The 15,930-nt window shown below is 66.6% G+C and carries 10 protein-coding genes and 1 pseudogene; 8 read left to right on the top strand and 3 right to left on the bottom strand.

From position 1 onward, the window contains the following. The first annotated feature begins 142 nt into the window (after positions 1–142). The 4 genes from ACZ5IQ_RS11195 to ACZ5IQ_RS11180 all read left to right on the top strand — a co-directional run bounded on the left by ACZ5IQ_RS11195 (position 143) and on the right by ACZ5IQ_RS11180 (position 5,972). Positions 143–1,573: a gamma-aminobutyraldehyde dehydrogenase gene (locus ACZ5IQ_RS11195; RefSeq protein WP_133427814.1), complete on the top strand. Its 1,431-nt coding sequence runs from the start codon at positions 143–145 to the stop codon at positions 1,571–1,573. A 75-nt stretch (positions 1,574–1,648) separates the two neighbouring features. Beyond that, complete coding sequence (locus ACZ5IQ_RS11190; RefSeq protein ID WP_464481271.1) at positions 1,649–3,592, top strand: primary-amine oxidase; 1,944 nt, start codon at positions 1,649–1,651, stop codon at positions 3,590–3,592. Between the two features lie 3 nt (positions 3,593–3,595). Beyond that, entirely contained in the window at positions 3,596–4,438 is an 843-nt protein-coding gene (locus tag ACZ5IQ_RS11185; RefSeq protein ID WP_464481270.1) for a universal stress protein, read from the top strand. Next, positions 4,431–5,972, top strand: coding sequence for an APC family permease (locus tag ACZ5IQ_RS11180; protein WP_133427816.1), 1,542 nt, complete (start codon positions 4,431–4,433; stop codon positions 5,970–5,972). The genes ACZ5IQ_RS11185 and ACZ5IQ_RS11180 overlap by 8 nt, the downstream gene beginning before the upstream one ends. Before the next feature lie 400 nt (positions 5,973–6,372). On the opposite strand, the pseudogene ACZ5IQ_RS11175 reads toward ACZ5IQ_RS11180, so the two are convergent. After that, a pseudogene (locus tag ACZ5IQ_RS11175) lies at positions 6,373–8,393 on the bottom strand (fatty acid desaturase). A gap of 120 nt (positions 8,394–8,513) precedes the next feature. Between ACZ5IQ_RS11175 and ACZ5IQ_RS11170 the strand changes: the two are divergent. From ACZ5IQ_RS11170 to ACZ5IQ_RS11155, 4 genes are all read left to right on the top strand, one after another. Further along, the gene (locus ACZ5IQ_RS11170) at positions 8,514–9,527 is read left to right on the top strand and encodes an AraC family transcriptional regulator (protein WP_064861084.1); all 1,014 of its coding nucleotides are present in this window, start codon (positions 8,514–8,516) and stop codon (positions 9,525–9,527) included. Between the two features lie 151 nt (positions 9,528–9,678). Then, positions 9,679–11,019, top strand: a complete 1,341-nt coding sequence (gene gabT, locus ACZ5IQ_RS11165) for a 4-aminobutyrate--2-oxoglutarate transaminase (RefSeq protein ID WP_133427818.1) — start codon at positions 9,679–9,681, stop codon at positions 11,017–11,019. Continuing rightward, positions 11,016–12,470 carry an NAD-dependent succinate-semialdehyde dehydrogenase gene (locus ACZ5IQ_RS11160; RefSeq protein WP_464481269.1) on the top strand — a complete coding sequence of 485 codons (1,455 nt, stop codon included), beginning with the start codon at positions 11,016–11,018 and terminating at the stop codon, positions 12,468–12,470. The genes gabT and ACZ5IQ_RS11160 overlap by 4 nt, the downstream gene beginning before the upstream one ends. A 72-nt stretch (positions 12,471–12,542) precedes the next feature. Further along, on the top strand, positions 12,543–15,125 hold the full coding sequence (locus ACZ5IQ_RS11155; protein ID WP_212811986.1) for an NAD-glutamate dehydrogenase domain-containing protein: 2,583 nt from the start codon (positions 12,543–12,545) through the stop codon (positions 15,123–15,125). Here the strand turns inward: ACZ5IQ_RS11155 and ACZ5IQ_RS11150 are convergent. Continuing rightward, positions 15,112–15,549 (bottom strand): VOC family protein, encoded by a 438-nt coding sequence (locus ACZ5IQ_RS11150; RefSeq protein WP_020100695.1) that lies wholly within the window; start codon positions 15,547–15,549, stop codon positions 15,112–15,114. The genes ACZ5IQ_RS11155 and ACZ5IQ_RS11150 overlap by 14 nt on opposite strands. 65 nt (positions 15,550–15,614) lie before the next feature. Next, positions 15,615–15,890 carry a DUF3303 domain-containing protein gene (locus ACZ5IQ_RS11145; protein WP_212811987.1) on the bottom strand — a complete coding sequence of 92 codons (276 nt, stop codon included), beginning with the start codon at positions 15,888–15,890 and terminating at the stop codon, positions 15,615–15,617. Positions 15,891–15,930: the final 40 nt, after the last annotated feature.

The following is a 15,930-nucleotide window of genomic DNA, read 5'->3' as shown; positions in this document are numbered from 1 at the left end:
CCGTCACCGGCATGAATGTACAGAATGTCGAAAAACTCCACCGAAAATCCCGTAATTGTCCGATGCTGAAGAGTGTGTGCTGGCGCACACTAAGGCCGCCAGAGACATGACGGCCTTCCCAGCAAGAGAGCGACGGTACGAGATGCCCGACGGACTTCTACAGAACTACATCGACGGCCAATTCGTCGATTCGTCGTCGTCGGAGATCATCGACCTGATCAGCCCGGTGGACGGCTCCGTGGTCGGACAGTCCCCCGTGTCCAACCGCACCGATGTGGACGCCGCGGTGGCCGCCGCCGAGCGCGCTTTCCTCACCTGGGGCAAGACCACGCCCAGCGTGCGGCAACAGGCGCTCCTGAAGCTCGCCGACGCCATCGAGGCGCACAGCGACGAGATCGTCGAGGCACAGTGCCGCAACACCGGCCAGCTCAAGGCGATGATCGCGGCCGAGGAGGTCGCGGTGAGCGCCGATCAGGTTCGCTTCTTCGCCGGGGCCGCCCGCATGGTCGAAGGCTTGTCCGCCGGTGAGTACATGGAAGGCTTCACCTCCTATGTGCGGCGCGAGCCGATCGGCGTCGTCGGTCAGGTGACCCCGTGGAATTACCCGTTCATGATGGCGATCTGGAAGATCTGCCCGGCCCTGGCCACCGGCAACACCGTCGTCCTCAAACCTAGCGACACCACTCCCGAGAGCACGCTGGTGCTGGCCCGGATCAGCAAGGGCATCCTGCCCGACGGCGTGTTCAACGTCGTTCTCGGCACCGGCGCCACCGGCGCCGAACTGGTCGACCACCCGGCCCTCGGCCTGGTGTCCATCACGGGGTCTGTCCGTGCCGGTGTCGCCGTGGCGTCGGCAGCCGCCCAGCAGCTCAAGCGCAGTCACCTCGAGCTCGGCGGCAAGGCGCCCGCCGTGGTGTTCGGCGACGTCGACATCACCAAGGCCGCAACCGGTATCGCGCAGGCCGCGTTCTTCAACGCCGGCCAGGACTGCACCGCGGCCACGCGCGTCATCGTGCACGAGTCGATCCACGACCAGTTCGTCGACGCCCTCGTCGAGGCGGCACAGACCCTGCGGCCCGGACTCCCCGACGACGCCGACGCGTTCTACGGGCCGCTCAACAACGTCAACCACTTCACCACGGTCAGCCAGAAGATCTCCGCGCTACCGGAGCACGCCACCATCGTCACGGGCGGAAAGCAACTGGGCGACAAGGGATTCTACTTCGAGCCGACTGTCATCACTGGCGTCCGACAGGACGACGCCATCGTGCAGGACGAGACCTTCGGGCCCATCCTGACGGTGCAGCCGTTCAACTCCGACGACCAGGCCATCGAACTGGCCAACGGCGTCCGGTACGCCCTGGCCTCGAGCGTCTGGACGAAAGACCACGCGACCGCCGAAAAGTTCAGCCGTGCACTCGACTTCGGCGCGGTGTGGGTGAACTGCCACATCCCGCTGGTCGCCGAGATGCCCCACGGCGGATTCAAGTACTCCGGCTACGGCAAGGACCTGTCGATCTATGGCGTCGAGGACTACACCCGGATCAAGCACGTCATGAGTGCCCACGACTGATCCGACCGTCGCTTTTCTCCCCCGCGAGTTCTCTCCTCGCGACCCGAATCCACCCTGCCGACAGGAGCCCCCTCGATGTCCAACACCTTCCATCCCCTCGACCCCCTGACCGCACCCGAATTCGCCAAGGTCGCCGAGATTCTCGCTGCCGCACACGGTGTCGGTGAGGGTTGGCGATACACCTCCATCGAGATGGTGGAACCCGCCAAGGCAGAGGTCGCCGCGTTCGACGCGACCGGCACGGTGCCGGACCGACGTGCCCTGGCGACGCTGCTCGACACGTCGAACAACCGCACCTACAAGAGCGTCGTATCGCTGACGGCCGGGTCGGTGCTGTCGTGGGACCACATCCCGGGCGTGCAGCCCAACTTCACCGTCGATGAGTGGGAAGAGGCCGACGAGGTGCTGCGCAAGCACCCGGACGTCATTGCGGCCCTGGCCAAACGCGGGTTCACCGACATGGACCTGGTGTTCATGGACACCTGGACCTACGGCGACGTCGTGATGCCGGAGAAGTACAAGGACCGCCGCCTCGGCTGGACCGACACCTGGGTACGGGCCGCCGACGGCGCCAACCCCTACGCCGGTCCGGTCAACGGCTTCCACTGTGTCATCGACATGAACACCATGGAGCTGCTGGAGATCGAGGACACCTTCACGGTCGAGCGGCCGGAGATGATGGGCGAGTATGTGCCGCAGCACATTCCCGAGCGCATCCGCAACGTCGGTACCCGGGAGCCGCTGCAGCCGCTGAACATCACCCAGCCCGAAGGGGTTTCCTTCACGCTCGAGGGCAACCTGCTGAAGTGGCAGAACTGGTCACTGCGCGTCGGGTTCAACTACCGCGAGGGCATGACGCTGCACGCGGTGAGCTACAACGACAACGGCAACGTGCGGTCGGTGGCCAACCGGATGTCGTTCGCCGAGATGATGGTCCCCTACCGCGACCACTGCGAAGACCATTACCGCCGAACGGCTTTCGACATCGGCGAGTGGGGCATCGGCTTCATGACCACCTCGCTGGAGCTGGGTTGTGACTGTCTCGGCGAGATCCGCTACCTGGACGCCGTGCTGCACAACAGCAAGGGCGAGCCGTACACCATCAAGAATGCCATCTGCATCCACGAAGAAGACAACGCCGTGCTGTGGAAGCACGTCGACCACCACCACGGCGCCGAGGTGCGCCGGATGCGCCGACTCACGGTGTCGTTCCACGTCACCGTCGCCAACTACGAGTACCTCACCTACTGGCGGTTCTATCAGGACGGCAACATCGAATGTGAGGTCCGCGCAACGGGAATCATGGTGGTGAGCAACTTCCCGGAGGGGCAGGCCCACCCGCACGGCACGCTGGTCGACCACCGTACCTACGCGCCCTACCACCAGCACTTCCTCGTCGCCCGACTCGACCTCGACGTCGACGGCACCGAGAACACCGTGTACGCCAGCGAGACCGAGATCGAACCGATGGGGCCGGACAACCCCTACGGGCTGTCGCTGCGCCAGCGCAACACCCCGCTGCGCACCGAGGCAGAGGGCAAGCAGGACATGAACTTCCAGACCCAGCGGGCATGGAAGGTCGTCAACGACAACGTCCGCAACGGCATCGGCACCCCGCCGGCCTACAAGCTGGTGCCCGGCGGCGCCTTCCCGGCCATGTTCGATCCGAACTCCCCCGTCCTGGCGCGCTGCCGCGCCATCGAGCACACCGTGTGGGTCACCCCCAACTCTCCTGACGAGCGCTGGCCCGCAGGCGAATTCGTCACGCAGAGCAAGCAAGACACCGGTCTGCCGATGTGGACCGAGGCCAACCGCTCGATCGAGAACACCGACGTCGTGCTGTGGTACGTCTTCGGCATCCACCACATCACCCGACCGGAAGACTGGCCGATCATGCCGGTCGACACCGTCAACTTCTGGCTGAAGCCCGTCGGCTTCTTCGATCGCAACCCCTCGATCGATGTGGCACCGACACCGCCGAAGGCCTGCCACACGTCGTCCAACTGTGAAGAAGGCTAGCCCGTGAGCAATCCACGAATCGCCGTCGCGTATCTCGCCACACCCGGCGGTGACGACGCCGGCGAGCAGATCGCCCGCACCCTCGGCGCCGAGATCGACCTGTGCATGGTGCTGCCGCGCGACCGGTCGGCGCTGGCCACCACGCCCGGCGGCATCCTGCAGCGCGAAGCCGAAAGTTGGCTCGCCGCAGCCGCGGCCGGCGTCCCCAGCGACCTCAAGGTGACGACCCATCTGAGCTTCGACGAGTCCAGCACGGCGGGCCTGATCGCGGCCGCCGAAGCCGCCGGAGCCGAGGCCCTGGTGGTCGGCGGCGCCGGCGGCGGTATCGCCGGCTCGCTGTCGCTCGGATCGGTGGTCAACGATCTGGTGCACGCATCGCCGATTCCGGTGGTCATCGCACCGCGTGGCGCCCGCCTGAAGCGCGACGAACGGATCCGTGAAGTCACGTGCGCCGTCGGAACCCGGCCGGGCGCCAAGCTGCTGTTGGATGCCGCGCTGCGGCTCTGCCGGGACACCGGGACACCGCTGCGCCTGGTGTCGCTGGTCGCCGTCGACGACGCCGACGACCTGGAACTGGCCCAGCAGCACGCACAGAAAGCCCTCGACCAGGCGAAAGCATTTCTGCCGGAAGATATTCCGGTCACGTCGCGCGTAGCCACCGGCGCAGGTGTCGAGGACGCCGTCAACAAACTCGGCTGGCATGACGGCGACGTGATCATGGTCGGGTCCAGCCGGCTCGCACAGCCCCGGCGGCTCTTCCTGGGATCGACCGCGGCCAAGATGCTGCGCGTCCTGCAGGTCCCCATGATCGTGGTTCCGAAAGATGAAGGGGCTGATAATGACTGAACAACTGGCCGATTCCGACCTCGCTCGCGTAGAGCGGGAAGAAGGCCTCGTCGCCAAGGGCCTCGCCGCAGGCAGAATCGGCACCATCACCGGGGCAATCCTCGGTATCTCGACCGTGGCGCCGGGCTACACGCTCACGGCCAGCATCGGCCTGATCGTCGCGGCGGTCGGGCTGAAGATGCCGGCCATCCTGATCGCCGGCTTCATCCCCATGTTCCTGACCGCCTACGCGTACCGCGAACTCAACTCGCGGGCACCCGACTGCGGCGCATCGTTCACCTGGTCCACCAAGGCTTTCGGCCCGTATGTCGGCTGGATGTGTGGCTGGGGCATGGTGATCGCCACCATCATCGTGCTGTCCAATCTCGCCTCGATCGGCGTCCAGTTCGGCTACGAATTCCTGGGCAGCGTGCTGCACAACCAGAAGCTCGCCACGCTCTCGGCCGACAACGTCTGGATCAACATCGGGTCCACCGTCGCGCTGCTGGCCATCGCCACCTACATCTCGTGCCGTGGCATCACGACCAGCGAGAAGGTGCAGTACGTCCTGGTCGGCTTCCAGATGATCGTGCTCATCACGTTCTCGATCGTCGCGATCGTGCGCTCGGGCGGCGTCGAAGGCCACCTGAACTTCGACATCGACTGGTTCGACCCGTTCACCGGATTGACCATGAGCGCCTTCGTGATCGGGCTCATCGGCTCCATCTTCGCGTTCTGGGGCTGGGACACCTGTCTGACCCTCGGTGAAGAATGCAAGGACCCCACCAAGGTCCCCGGCCGCGCCGGATTGCTCTGCGTCCTGTCTATTCTGCTGACGTACCTCCTGGTCGCGGTCGCGGTGATGATGTACGCCGGGATCGGTGACACCGGCCTGGGGCTCGGCAACAAGGACAACGCGGCCAACGTCTTCGGCGCGCTGGCCTATCCGGTCCTCGGCGATTGGGGCGGCCCGTTGCTGCTGCTGGCGGTGTTCGCATCGTCGATCGCCAGTCTGCAGACCACTGTGCTGCCGGCTGCCCGCACGATGCTCGCGATGGGTACCTACGGCGCCTTCCCCAAGCGGTTCGCCAGCGTCAGCCCCCGCACACTGTCGCCGGTGTTCAGCACCGTCGTCGCGGGCGTGGTCACCGCCGCGTTCTACACCATCGTGACGCTGCTGTCCGAGCGCACCTTGCTGGATACCATTGCCGCCCTTGGCATCATGATCTGCTGGTACTACGGCATCACGGCGTTCGCCTGTGTGTGGTTCTTCCGCAAGGAACTGTTCCTCAATGCGCACAACATCATCTACAAGCTGGTGTTCCCGCTACTCGGTGGCATCATGCTGCTGTCGGTGTTCGTCAAATCAGTGCTCGTCAGCATGGATCCGACGGCCAGCGGCAGCGGCGCGGAGATCGGCGGCATCGGGCTGGTGTTCTATCTGGGCTTCGGCATCCTGATCTTCGGCGCGGTGCTCATGCTCGGCATGCGCGCCACCCAGCCGGCGTTCTTCCGGGGCGAGACCCTGACCATGGACACTCCCCCGCTGCCCTGAGTGAACTCGGACGCGCCCCGTCATGCTTCGGCATGACGGTGCGCTTCTCTTTCGGCCGGCCAATTGCCCTGTGCCGGTTGACTCTGCGGTCTGGGCGGGAATTGTCGAGTAGCCGTATGCGTAGGCGCAGAGTCAACGCCCGGGCCGAGCATGCCCCTGTTGACCCTGCAACCTGGGCGCGAATTGCCGAGTAGCCCTGTGCGTAGACGCAGGATCAACGCCATCCGACGTTCACCCTGCAACCTGGGCGCGAATTGTCGAGTAACCGTGTGCGTAGGCGCAGGATCAACGCCGTCCCAGGGTTCACCCTGCAACCTGGGCGCGAATCGTCGAGTAACTGTGTGCCAGGGCGCAGAGTCAACGCCCGGGCCGGCGCGAAACCGGCCAGACAAGTACCCGGTCAGCCGTCGTAGTCGACCGACACCGTCGGGCTGGTCGGATGTGACTGGCAGGTGAGGATGTAGCCGGCGTCGAGGTCGTTGCACCCGAGGGCGAAGTTCTGGTCCATCTCGACCGTGCCGCCAAGCAGTTTGGCCCGGCAGGTGCCGCACGCACCACCCATGCACGAGTAGGGCGCGCCAATTCCCGCCTGCAGTGCGCTTTCCAGGATCGTGTCGCCGGCGGCGAGACCGAAAGTCTGCTTCTTTCCGGATAATTGGACGGTGACGGTGGCCGACTGGTGGTCGCGCACAGGCGCGTCGCCGCGGTCGAAGCCGGTGAACAATTCCAGATGGATCCGCTCGGGTTCGACGCCACCCCGATCAGCATCTCGCGCGCACCGGTGGACATCGCGGCCGGGCCGCACAGGAACCACTCGTCCACGCTCTCGGGATGAAGGTCGCCCGTGAGCCAGCGGGCCAAGCGTTGCGCATCGATGCGGCCGGACAGCTCCGGGGTATGCCGCGGCTCGGCCGACAACACGTGCCGGATTTCGAGGCGGTCGGCATAGCGGGATTCGAGACGGTCGAGTTCGGCGCGGAACATCGTCGACTCTTTGGTGCGGTTGCCGTAAATGAGCGTGAACCGGCTCTCGGTTTCGAGCTCCATGACGGTCGCCAGGATCGACAGCACCGGGGTGATGCCGCTGCCGGCCACCAGCCCGACGTAATGCTTGCGGTGCAGCGGATGCAGGGCAGAGCTGAAGCTGCCGGCCGGGGTCATCACCTCCAGGACGTCGCCGGCCCTGAGGTGCTCGGCCACGAATCCCGAGAATGTCCCTCCCGGAATGTGTTTCACCGCGATCCGCAGCTGGGCCCGCGTGGCCGGCGCGCAGATCGAATAGCTGCGGCGCACGCCCTCGCCCCCCAGGTCGGTGCGCACCGAGACGTGCTGGCCGGGTTCGAACCGGAACTGGTCCTGCAGTGCCTCGGGAACGGCGAAGGTCACCAATGTGCTGTCTGCGGTGATCGGGTCGACCGCGGCCACCGGGATCCGGTGGAACACCGCGTGCGATGAACTCGAGCGCGCCGGCATCCGCACCGGCAGCAGCCGACCGAGCTTGCCGTTCAGTTGCTTCCACTCCCGGAATTCGCCGGAGTCGAGCCCCTGCCCGAACACCGTGGAGATCGCGGCGTTCCGGTCCAGGTAGGCCTCCTCGTTGCGGCGCCAGGTCTTGGTATAGCGGTAGAACGGCACCGACGGGTGCAGGTGGTGCACCAGGTGGTAGTTCTGCGACAGCATCAACGGGGTGTAGAGCCACTCCATCCCCACGCGGGTTCTGGTCGCCCGGTAGCGGTCACTGCGTTGAGTGTCCGCCAACCCGTGGTGCGGCATCCAGTCGAACCACCACGCCAAGACGACCACCGCGATGCGCTGCGGAATGACGAAGACGACGGCCAGCGTCCAGAAGTGGCCCGACATGATCGCGACGATCAACCCGGCCACCGAAATGGCCACGCATGCCAGGGTTTCAGCGACCTCGGCCTTGGGACGACCGCGAACCTTGCGGATCAGATAAGTGCCGTACGAAACGTCGAGTACGGCCCAGCGGAACGGCAGTTGCCACGCCGGCCCATGGGAGGCGAAGGTGTCCGGATCGTTCTCGTCGTCGTTCGAATGCCGGTGGTGCTCAATGTGAATGAACCCGAACGAGGGGAACGAGATCAGCGGCTGGACGAACGGCACAGCCAGCCGTCCGAACAAGCCGTTGACCCAGCGCGTCGAGCTGATGGCATAGTGCACGGCGTCGTGGACGACGGTGAACATCGTGAAGGTCACCACCGCGTTGACCACGATGGGCACCCACATCGGAGCGGCGCCGCCCAGATAAGCGACGGTCGACGTGACGAATGCCGCGGCGCCCGCGAGAAACAGCGCGACAGTCGGCCATGCCAACTTCGGCACCTGCTCGCCCGGATCGGGCAACGCCGTTCGCGCGGCGGGTTGGCTTTCTGCCCGGTCGGCCACTTCGACTGACGACATTCGACACTCCGTCTTTCGGGCAACCCTCGTTGGTTGCGTCTGCCGAAAAACGCTACGGACGGGGCCGACGCGACTGAATGTTCCAACGGGACGTTGATTTGGTATTTTCGGACAGTGGGAATGGCCCCGGTCTGGGCGGTGCCGCGGGGCACCGAAGGCGTCCGCATCATGGTGCAGGGCGCCATCGCGCATGGGATGACAGCCGCCGAATGTCTGGCAGGTAGCGGACTGACCGAAGCCGACCTGGACGACGAGAACGCCGAAATCTGGGCGCATCAGGAATTCGACGTCATCCGCAATCTCATTGCGGGACTTGGCGACAGACCGGGCGTCGGCATCGAGGTGGGAGTGCACTCCACCCTGGGACGGGCCGGCTTGCTCGGGTTCCTGATCCTGGCCAGCCCCAATCTCCGACAGGGGGTCGAACTGATCCTGCCTTATCTCGCGCTGTCCCCCACGCACCTGCGGTTCTCGGTGGAGACCGACGACCAGTACGGATACCTCGTCGCCGACGACAGCGAATTACCCACGGATGTCAGGGCGTTCATCGTCGAGCGGGACCTCGCCGGATTCGTCGCCGCGACACAGGGCGCCAACCTGGCGCTGACACCGGCCTGGGCGGACACGACACTCGACGCCGCTCGCGCCGAAAAGCTCGCCGAACTGTGGGGGCTTCCGGTATCCGCTGTACGTTCCGGCCAGTGCACCAACCGAATCGCCGCCACCCACGAAGTACTGGAGATGCCGTCGCCGCTCGCCGACGCCAATACGGCGCGCAAGATCGAGCAGCAATGCCGGGACCTGCTCGAGCGCAGACTCTCTCGCGTCGGCGTGGCGGGCCAGGTCCGCAGCCGCCTGCTGCACAACCCCGGCGAACTGCCGTCGATGCCGACCATCGCCGACGAACTACACATCGACCAGCGCACCCTGCGCCGTCGGCTCGCCGCCGAGGGCACCTCCTACCGCGCGTTGCTCGACGAGGTCCGCCGCCAGCTGGCCCTCGAGCTGCTCCAGCAGGACCTTTCGGTCGAGGAGATCTCCCGGCACCTGGGGTACGCCGAAACGGCCAATTTCACCCACGCTTTCAAGCGCTGGGAAGGCACGGCGCCGAGCTACTTCCGCAGGCCGCGTTAGCCCCGCGCTGGTCGGCTTCCGCAAGCGCTCGCACCCCACGACAAAATGGCGTGCTCGATGCGCTCGAAATCGACAAAGTGGACATAGTTATCCGCGCCACAACCGCAGAGAATCAGCAGTACACAAGCCGTTCGATCACCAGGAGCAACCGATGACCGACATCACCTATCGACTGGCGCAGAAGCGCAACATCGTCACCGCGCTGCCCGGTCCGCGATCGGCCGAGATGTCGGCGCGCCGCCAGGCCGCGGTGGCGGGTGGCGTCAGCTCGTCGGCACCGGTCTACGCCGCGGACGCGGACGGCGGCGTCATCGTCGACATCGACGGCAACTCACTCATCGACCTGGGTTCGGGTATCGCCGTCACCAGCGTCGGCGCATCGCACCCGGGTGTCGCCGCTGCCGTGGCTCAGCAGGCTTCGCGGTTCACCCACACCTGTTTCATGATCACGCCGTACGAGGGCTACGTGGAACTCGCCGAGCGGCTCAACGCCATGACCCCCGGCGATCACGAGAAGCGCACCGCATTCTTCAACTCGGGCTCCGAGGCCGTCGAGAACGCGGTCAAGGTCGCGCGGTTGGCCACGGGCCGGCAGGCCGTCGTCGCCTTCGACCACGCCTACCACGGCCGCACCAACATGACGATGGCCCTGACCGCCAAGGCCATGCCGTACAAGACGCAGTTCGGTCCGTTCGCGCCGGAGATCTACCGCATGCCGGCGTCGTACCCGTACCGTGACGGGCTGACCGGCGAGGCCGCCGCCAAGGCCGCCATCAGCCGCATCGAGACCCAGATCGGCGCCGCGTCGCTCGCCGCGGTGATCATCGAGCCCGTGCAGGGCGAGGGCGGTTTCATCGTGCCCGCGCCGGGATTCCTTGCCACCCTTGTCGATTGGTGCAAGGCCAACGGCGTCGTGTTCATCGCCGACGAGGTGCAGACGGGCTTCGCCCGTACCGGATCGTGGTTCGCCTCCGAGCACGACCTCATCGTCCCCGACATCATCACCATGGCCAAGGGCATCGCCGGCGGCATGCCGCTGGCCGCCATCACCGGCCGGGCAGACCTGCTCGACGCCGTGCACCCCGGCGGCCTGGGTGGCACCTACGGCGGTAACCCTGTCGCCTGTGCCGCGGCGCTCGCCACGCTCGACGCCATGGCCGAGATGGACCTGCCCGCCCGCGCCCGCGCCATCGAAACCGCGGTCGTGCCCAAGCTGCAGGCCCTGACCGACACCGGAGTGATCGGTGACGTCCGCGGCCGCGGCGCCATGCTGGCCATCGAGATCGTCAAACCGGGTACCAATGAGCCGGATCCGGTTCTCACGAAAGCCATTGCGGCAGAGGCCTTCAAGCGCGGCGTCATCCTTCTGACCTGCGGCTCGTACGGAAACATCATCCGCCTGCTCCCGCCGCTGGTCATCAGCGACGAGCTGCTCGACGAGGGCATCGCGGTCCTGGCCGACATCGTGCGCGAAATGGCGGCAGCTCGATGATCGACCGCACCACGCTGCTGGAGTCCATGCCCACCGAGCTGTGGCTCGGCGGCCTGCAGGTACCGGCGTCCACCGGAGCCCGCTTCGCCGTGCACGACCCGGCCACGGACGCCGTGCTCATCGAGGTCGCCGACGCCTCGCCCGCCGACGGTGCCCGCGCCCTCGACGACGCGGTCGCCGCCCAGGCGTCGTGGGCCGCCACCCCGGCCCGCGAACGCGCCGAAATCCTGCGGCGCGCTTGGGAACTGGTCATGGAGCGCCGCGACGACTTCGCCCTGACCATGACCCTCGAGATGGGCAAGCCCTTGGCCGAGAGCCAGGGCGAGGTCAACTACGGCGGCGAGTTCCTGCGCTGGTTCGCCGAAGAAGCGGTCCGGATCAACGGCCGCTACACGCAGTCCCCCACCGGCACCGGCCGCATCCTCGTGACCAAGCAGCCCGTCGGACCGACCCTGGCGATCACGCCGTGGAACTTCCCGCTGGCCATGGGCACCCGCAAGATCGGCCCGGCGCTGGCTGCGGGTTGCACCATGATCGTCAAACCCGCGGCCGAAACCCCGCTGACCATGCTGCTGCTGGGCCAGGTGTTCGCCGACGCCGGCCTGCCCGCCGGCGTGCTGTCGATCCTGCCGACCACGGATGCCGCCGGCCTGACCGGCCCGCTCCTGGCCGACGCGCGCCTGCGCAAGCTGACCTTCACCGGCTCCACCGGTGTCGGCCGAAAGCTGTTGGCGCAGTCCACGGATCGGGTGCTGCGCACCTCGATGGAACTCGGCGGCAACGCCCCGTTCGTGGTGTTCGACGACGCCGATCTGGACGCTGCAGTCGATGGCGCGATGGCCGCCAAGATGCGCAACATGGGTGAGGCCTGTACCGCCGCCAACCGCATCCACGTCGACAACGCCGTGCGCGCCGAGTTCACCGAGAAGCTCGCCGCCCGCATGGCGGCACTGGCCACCGGTCCGGGTGACCAGGCCGGCAGCCAGGTCGGACCGCTGATCACCGCCAAGCAGCGCGCGACGGTCGACGAGCTGGTGCAGGATGCCGTCAACAAGGGCGCCACGGTGGCCACCGGCGGCAAACCGGTTGAAGGCGAAGGCTTCTTCTACCCGCCGACGGTGCTCGCCGACGTGTCGAGCGACGCCCGCCTCCTGCGCGAGGAGATCTTCGGGCCGGTCGCCGCGATCATCGGATTCGACGGCGAGCAGGCCGGCATCGATGCCGCCAACGACACCGAATACGGCCTGGCCGCCTACGTCTACACGCAGGGCCTGGACCGGGCGCTGCGCGTCGCCGAAGCGATCGAGGCCGGAATGGTCGGCGTCAACCGCGGCGTCATCTCCGACGTGGCCGCACCGTTCGGCGGCATCAAGGAGTCCGGCATCGGTCGCGAAGCCGGCAGCGAGGGCATCGAGGAATACCTCGAGACCAAGTACATCGCCCTTCAGTAGTTGCGCGGCAACAACTTTCCCACTCCCCTCCAAAACAGACATCCAAGTAAATAGACCGGAGTAGTCCTCCCCATGCAGAACAACGCTGCCCGGGTGTCTTTCGACGCCGACGGGCTGAACAACCACGCCCAAATCCAGTGGCCCGGCCAGCCCCCGCTGCTGGCCGACGTCTGCGCGATGTTCGAGTCCTTCGGCCTGCGCGTCGCGTCCTACCACCATTCCGACGACGCCGGGCACTGCTACGAGTTCGGCGACCTCTCGCTCTCCGGCGCGACACGTGACCTGGTCGCGCAGGCCTGCGAGGCCGCCATCGCGGGCCGCTGGAACGTCGACCGGTACGCGATGCTCATCACCGCGGCGGGGATCGATTGGCGCCGTGCGGTGCTGATCCGCGCCGCGTGCCGATTCCTCCGCCAGACGGGGCTCGGATTCTCCGAGGACTACATCATCGAATCCCTCGTCGCCGCACCCGATTTCGTGAACGCGCTGCTGGCCCTGTTCGATGCCCGGTTCAACCCGGACACCGACGCCGACATCGAGCAGGCGGATCGCGATGTCGCCGGTCTGGTGGAAGCCGCCACCTCACTCGACGACGACCGGATCCGCCGAGCGCTGCACGCCTTCGTCACTGCGACGCTGCGCACCAACTGGTTCCAGGTCGGCGCCGATGGCCAGCCCAAGGATTACGTGTCGTTCAAGATCGACTCGTCGCGGCTGTCGATCACCGGACCCGTCGTGCCCTACCGCGAGATCTTCGTGCACTCCGACACCGTGGAAGGCGTGCACCTGCGCAGCGGTGCCATCGCCCGCGGCGGGCTGCGCTGGTCCAACCGCGCCGAGGACTTCCGCACCGAGGTACTGGGGCTGATGAAGACGCAGGCCGTGAAGAACGCCCCGATCGTGCCGACCGGTGCCAAGGGCGCCTTCGTCTTGCGGTCGACTGCGGCCGATCCCACTTCCGTTGATCCTGCAGCGGGCTACCGCACCTTCATCCGCGGCCTGCTCGATGTCACCGACAACATCGTCGACGGCACCGTCCGTCACCCCGACCGCACGGTGTGCCCCGACGGCGATGACGCCTACCTCGTGGTGGCCGCCGACAAGGGCACGGCCACCTTCTCCGACCTCGCCAATTCGATTGCCGCCGAATACGACTTCTGGCTGGGCGACGCCTTCGCGTCGGGCGGATCGGCCGGATACGACCACAAGGCCATGGGCATCACCGCCCGCGGCGCGTGGCTGTCGGTGCGGCGGCACTTCGCCGAAGCCGGCCATGACATCGATGTCGAACCGTTCACGGTCGCCGGCATCGGCGACATGTCGGGCGACGTATTCGGCAACGGAATGCTGTTGTCCCGCAACATCAAACTGGTCGCGGCATTCGACCACCGGCACATCTTCCTCGACCCGAATCCGGACCCCGAGACCTCGTACGTCGAGCGCGAGTGTCTCTTCCGGCTCCCCCGGTCCAGCTGGCAGGACTACGACCCGGCACTGATCTCCGCCGGCGGTGGCGTGTGGCCGCGCACCGCAAAGTCGATACGGCTGTCGGAGCAGGCCAGGACAAGCCTCGGCTTCCACGCCTCCGAATGCACCCCCGACGAGCTGATCAGCGCGGTGCTGCGGGCACCGGTCGATCTGCTGTGGAACGGCGGCGTCGGCACCTACGTCCGCGCCGACGACGAGACCGATGCCGACGCCCAGGACAAGGCGAACGACCGGGTCCGCGTCACCGCATCGCAGTTGCGCTGCAAGGTGATCGGCGAGGGCGGCAACCTCGGCCTGACGCAGCAGGCCCGCATCGCGTTCGCGCTGAAGGGCGGCCGAGTCAACGCCGACTTCATCGACAACGCCGCCGGGGTCGCCACCTCCGACCTCGAGGTCAACCTCAAGATCGCGCTGGACTCCGGCAATATGGCCACCGCACAACGCAATACACTGCTCGCCGACGCCACCGACGACGTCGCCGCGCGGGTGCTGGCCGACAACGCCGACCAGATTCTCGCAATCAGCATGGCGGCCGCGGAGGCCGGCACGCTGTTGGAGCGGCACGTCCGGCTGATCGGCAACCTGCAGGACGTGGCCGGTGTCGACCCCGATGTCGAAGGACTGCCGTCGAAGCAGGAACTGGACCGCCGCCGTCTCGTCGGACTCGGGCTCACCCGTCCCGAAATCGCCGTGCTGCTGGCACAATCCAAGAATCTGGTGTCGCAGGAGCTGTTGGCCTCCGACGTGCCGGATCACGAGATGTTCGTCGACCGCCTGACGCAGTACTTCCCGGCCGGCATCGCCGAGCACGCCCGGGCCGAGATCGCGAAGCACCCGCTGCGCCGCGAGATCATCGCCACGTCGGTCGCCGGCGAGCTGATCAACCGGGTCGGTCCCGGCACCATCTACCGCATGCAGGAACGGCTGTCGGTGAGTACGGCCGATGTCGCGATGGCGTATGCGACGGTGCGCGACATCCTCGATCTCGACACCCTGTGGTCCGAGGTGCTGACCGGTAAGACCGATGAGAGCGGGCGCATTCAGGAGCTGCTGGAGATCCGGGAGCTGCTCGAACACCTGACGTCGTGGGTGGTGCGCAACGGCGCGGGCAACCGCGACCGGGTGAGCGCGGCGGTCAGCCGATTGATGGCCGTCAGCTCTTCTTGAGCTCTTCGGCGAACATCACGATGATGCCGCTGGGGCCACGAACGTACGTCAGCTTGTAGATGTCCTCGTAGGTCGCCACGCCACGGAGTGGATGACACCCGTGGCGGGCGGCGATCTCGAGGGCCGCGTCGATGTCGTCTACCGAGAATGCGACGCGGTGCATCCCAATGTCGTTGGGGCGGGTGGGTTCCGACTCGTTCGCCTCGGGATGGATGTACTCGAACAGCTCGATGCGGCCGTGACCGTCGGGCGTCTCGAGCATCGCGATATTGGCGTGGTTGCCGTCGAGACCCACGGCGGTCTCGGTCCATTCGCCGCTGACCGTGGCACGGCCCACCACCGTGAGCCCGAGGTCGGTGAAGAACGCGATGGTCGCGTCGAGATCGCGCACGGCGATGCCGACGTTCTCGAGTTTGATGGCCATATCCCGGATGCTACCCAGCAGGGCACTGACCAAACCCGGGACCGTCGGTCGCCGTGACACCGCCGCTAGCTGTACAGCTTGGCGACGATCGCGCCGAACTCGTCGTCTTCGAGTACCGGGGTGGCTTCGATCTGGAGATACTCCTGCCATTCGGAGATGAGCTCGAACACCGGCTTGGCGTCAGCAGCCTCGATCACCGAGCAGCCGCTGCCGTTGAGGCCGAACCACCTGCCGAGTTGGGTCGCTCCGTCGGGCGGTTTCGCACCCGTCTGCAGGAAGTGTTCGGCCGTCGCCCGCATCCGAGCCGGATCGATGGCATGCCATTGCACCAGATATTTCATGAGAAGCCGCCTTTGAAGTCAGTTGTCGGGCACTGCGGGT

Source organism: Mycobacterium toneyamaense (genome assembly GCF_055384815.1).
The sequence above is the reverse complement of the archived record's forward strand: the minus strand, read 5'-3'. Positions and strand labels throughout refer to the sequence as shown.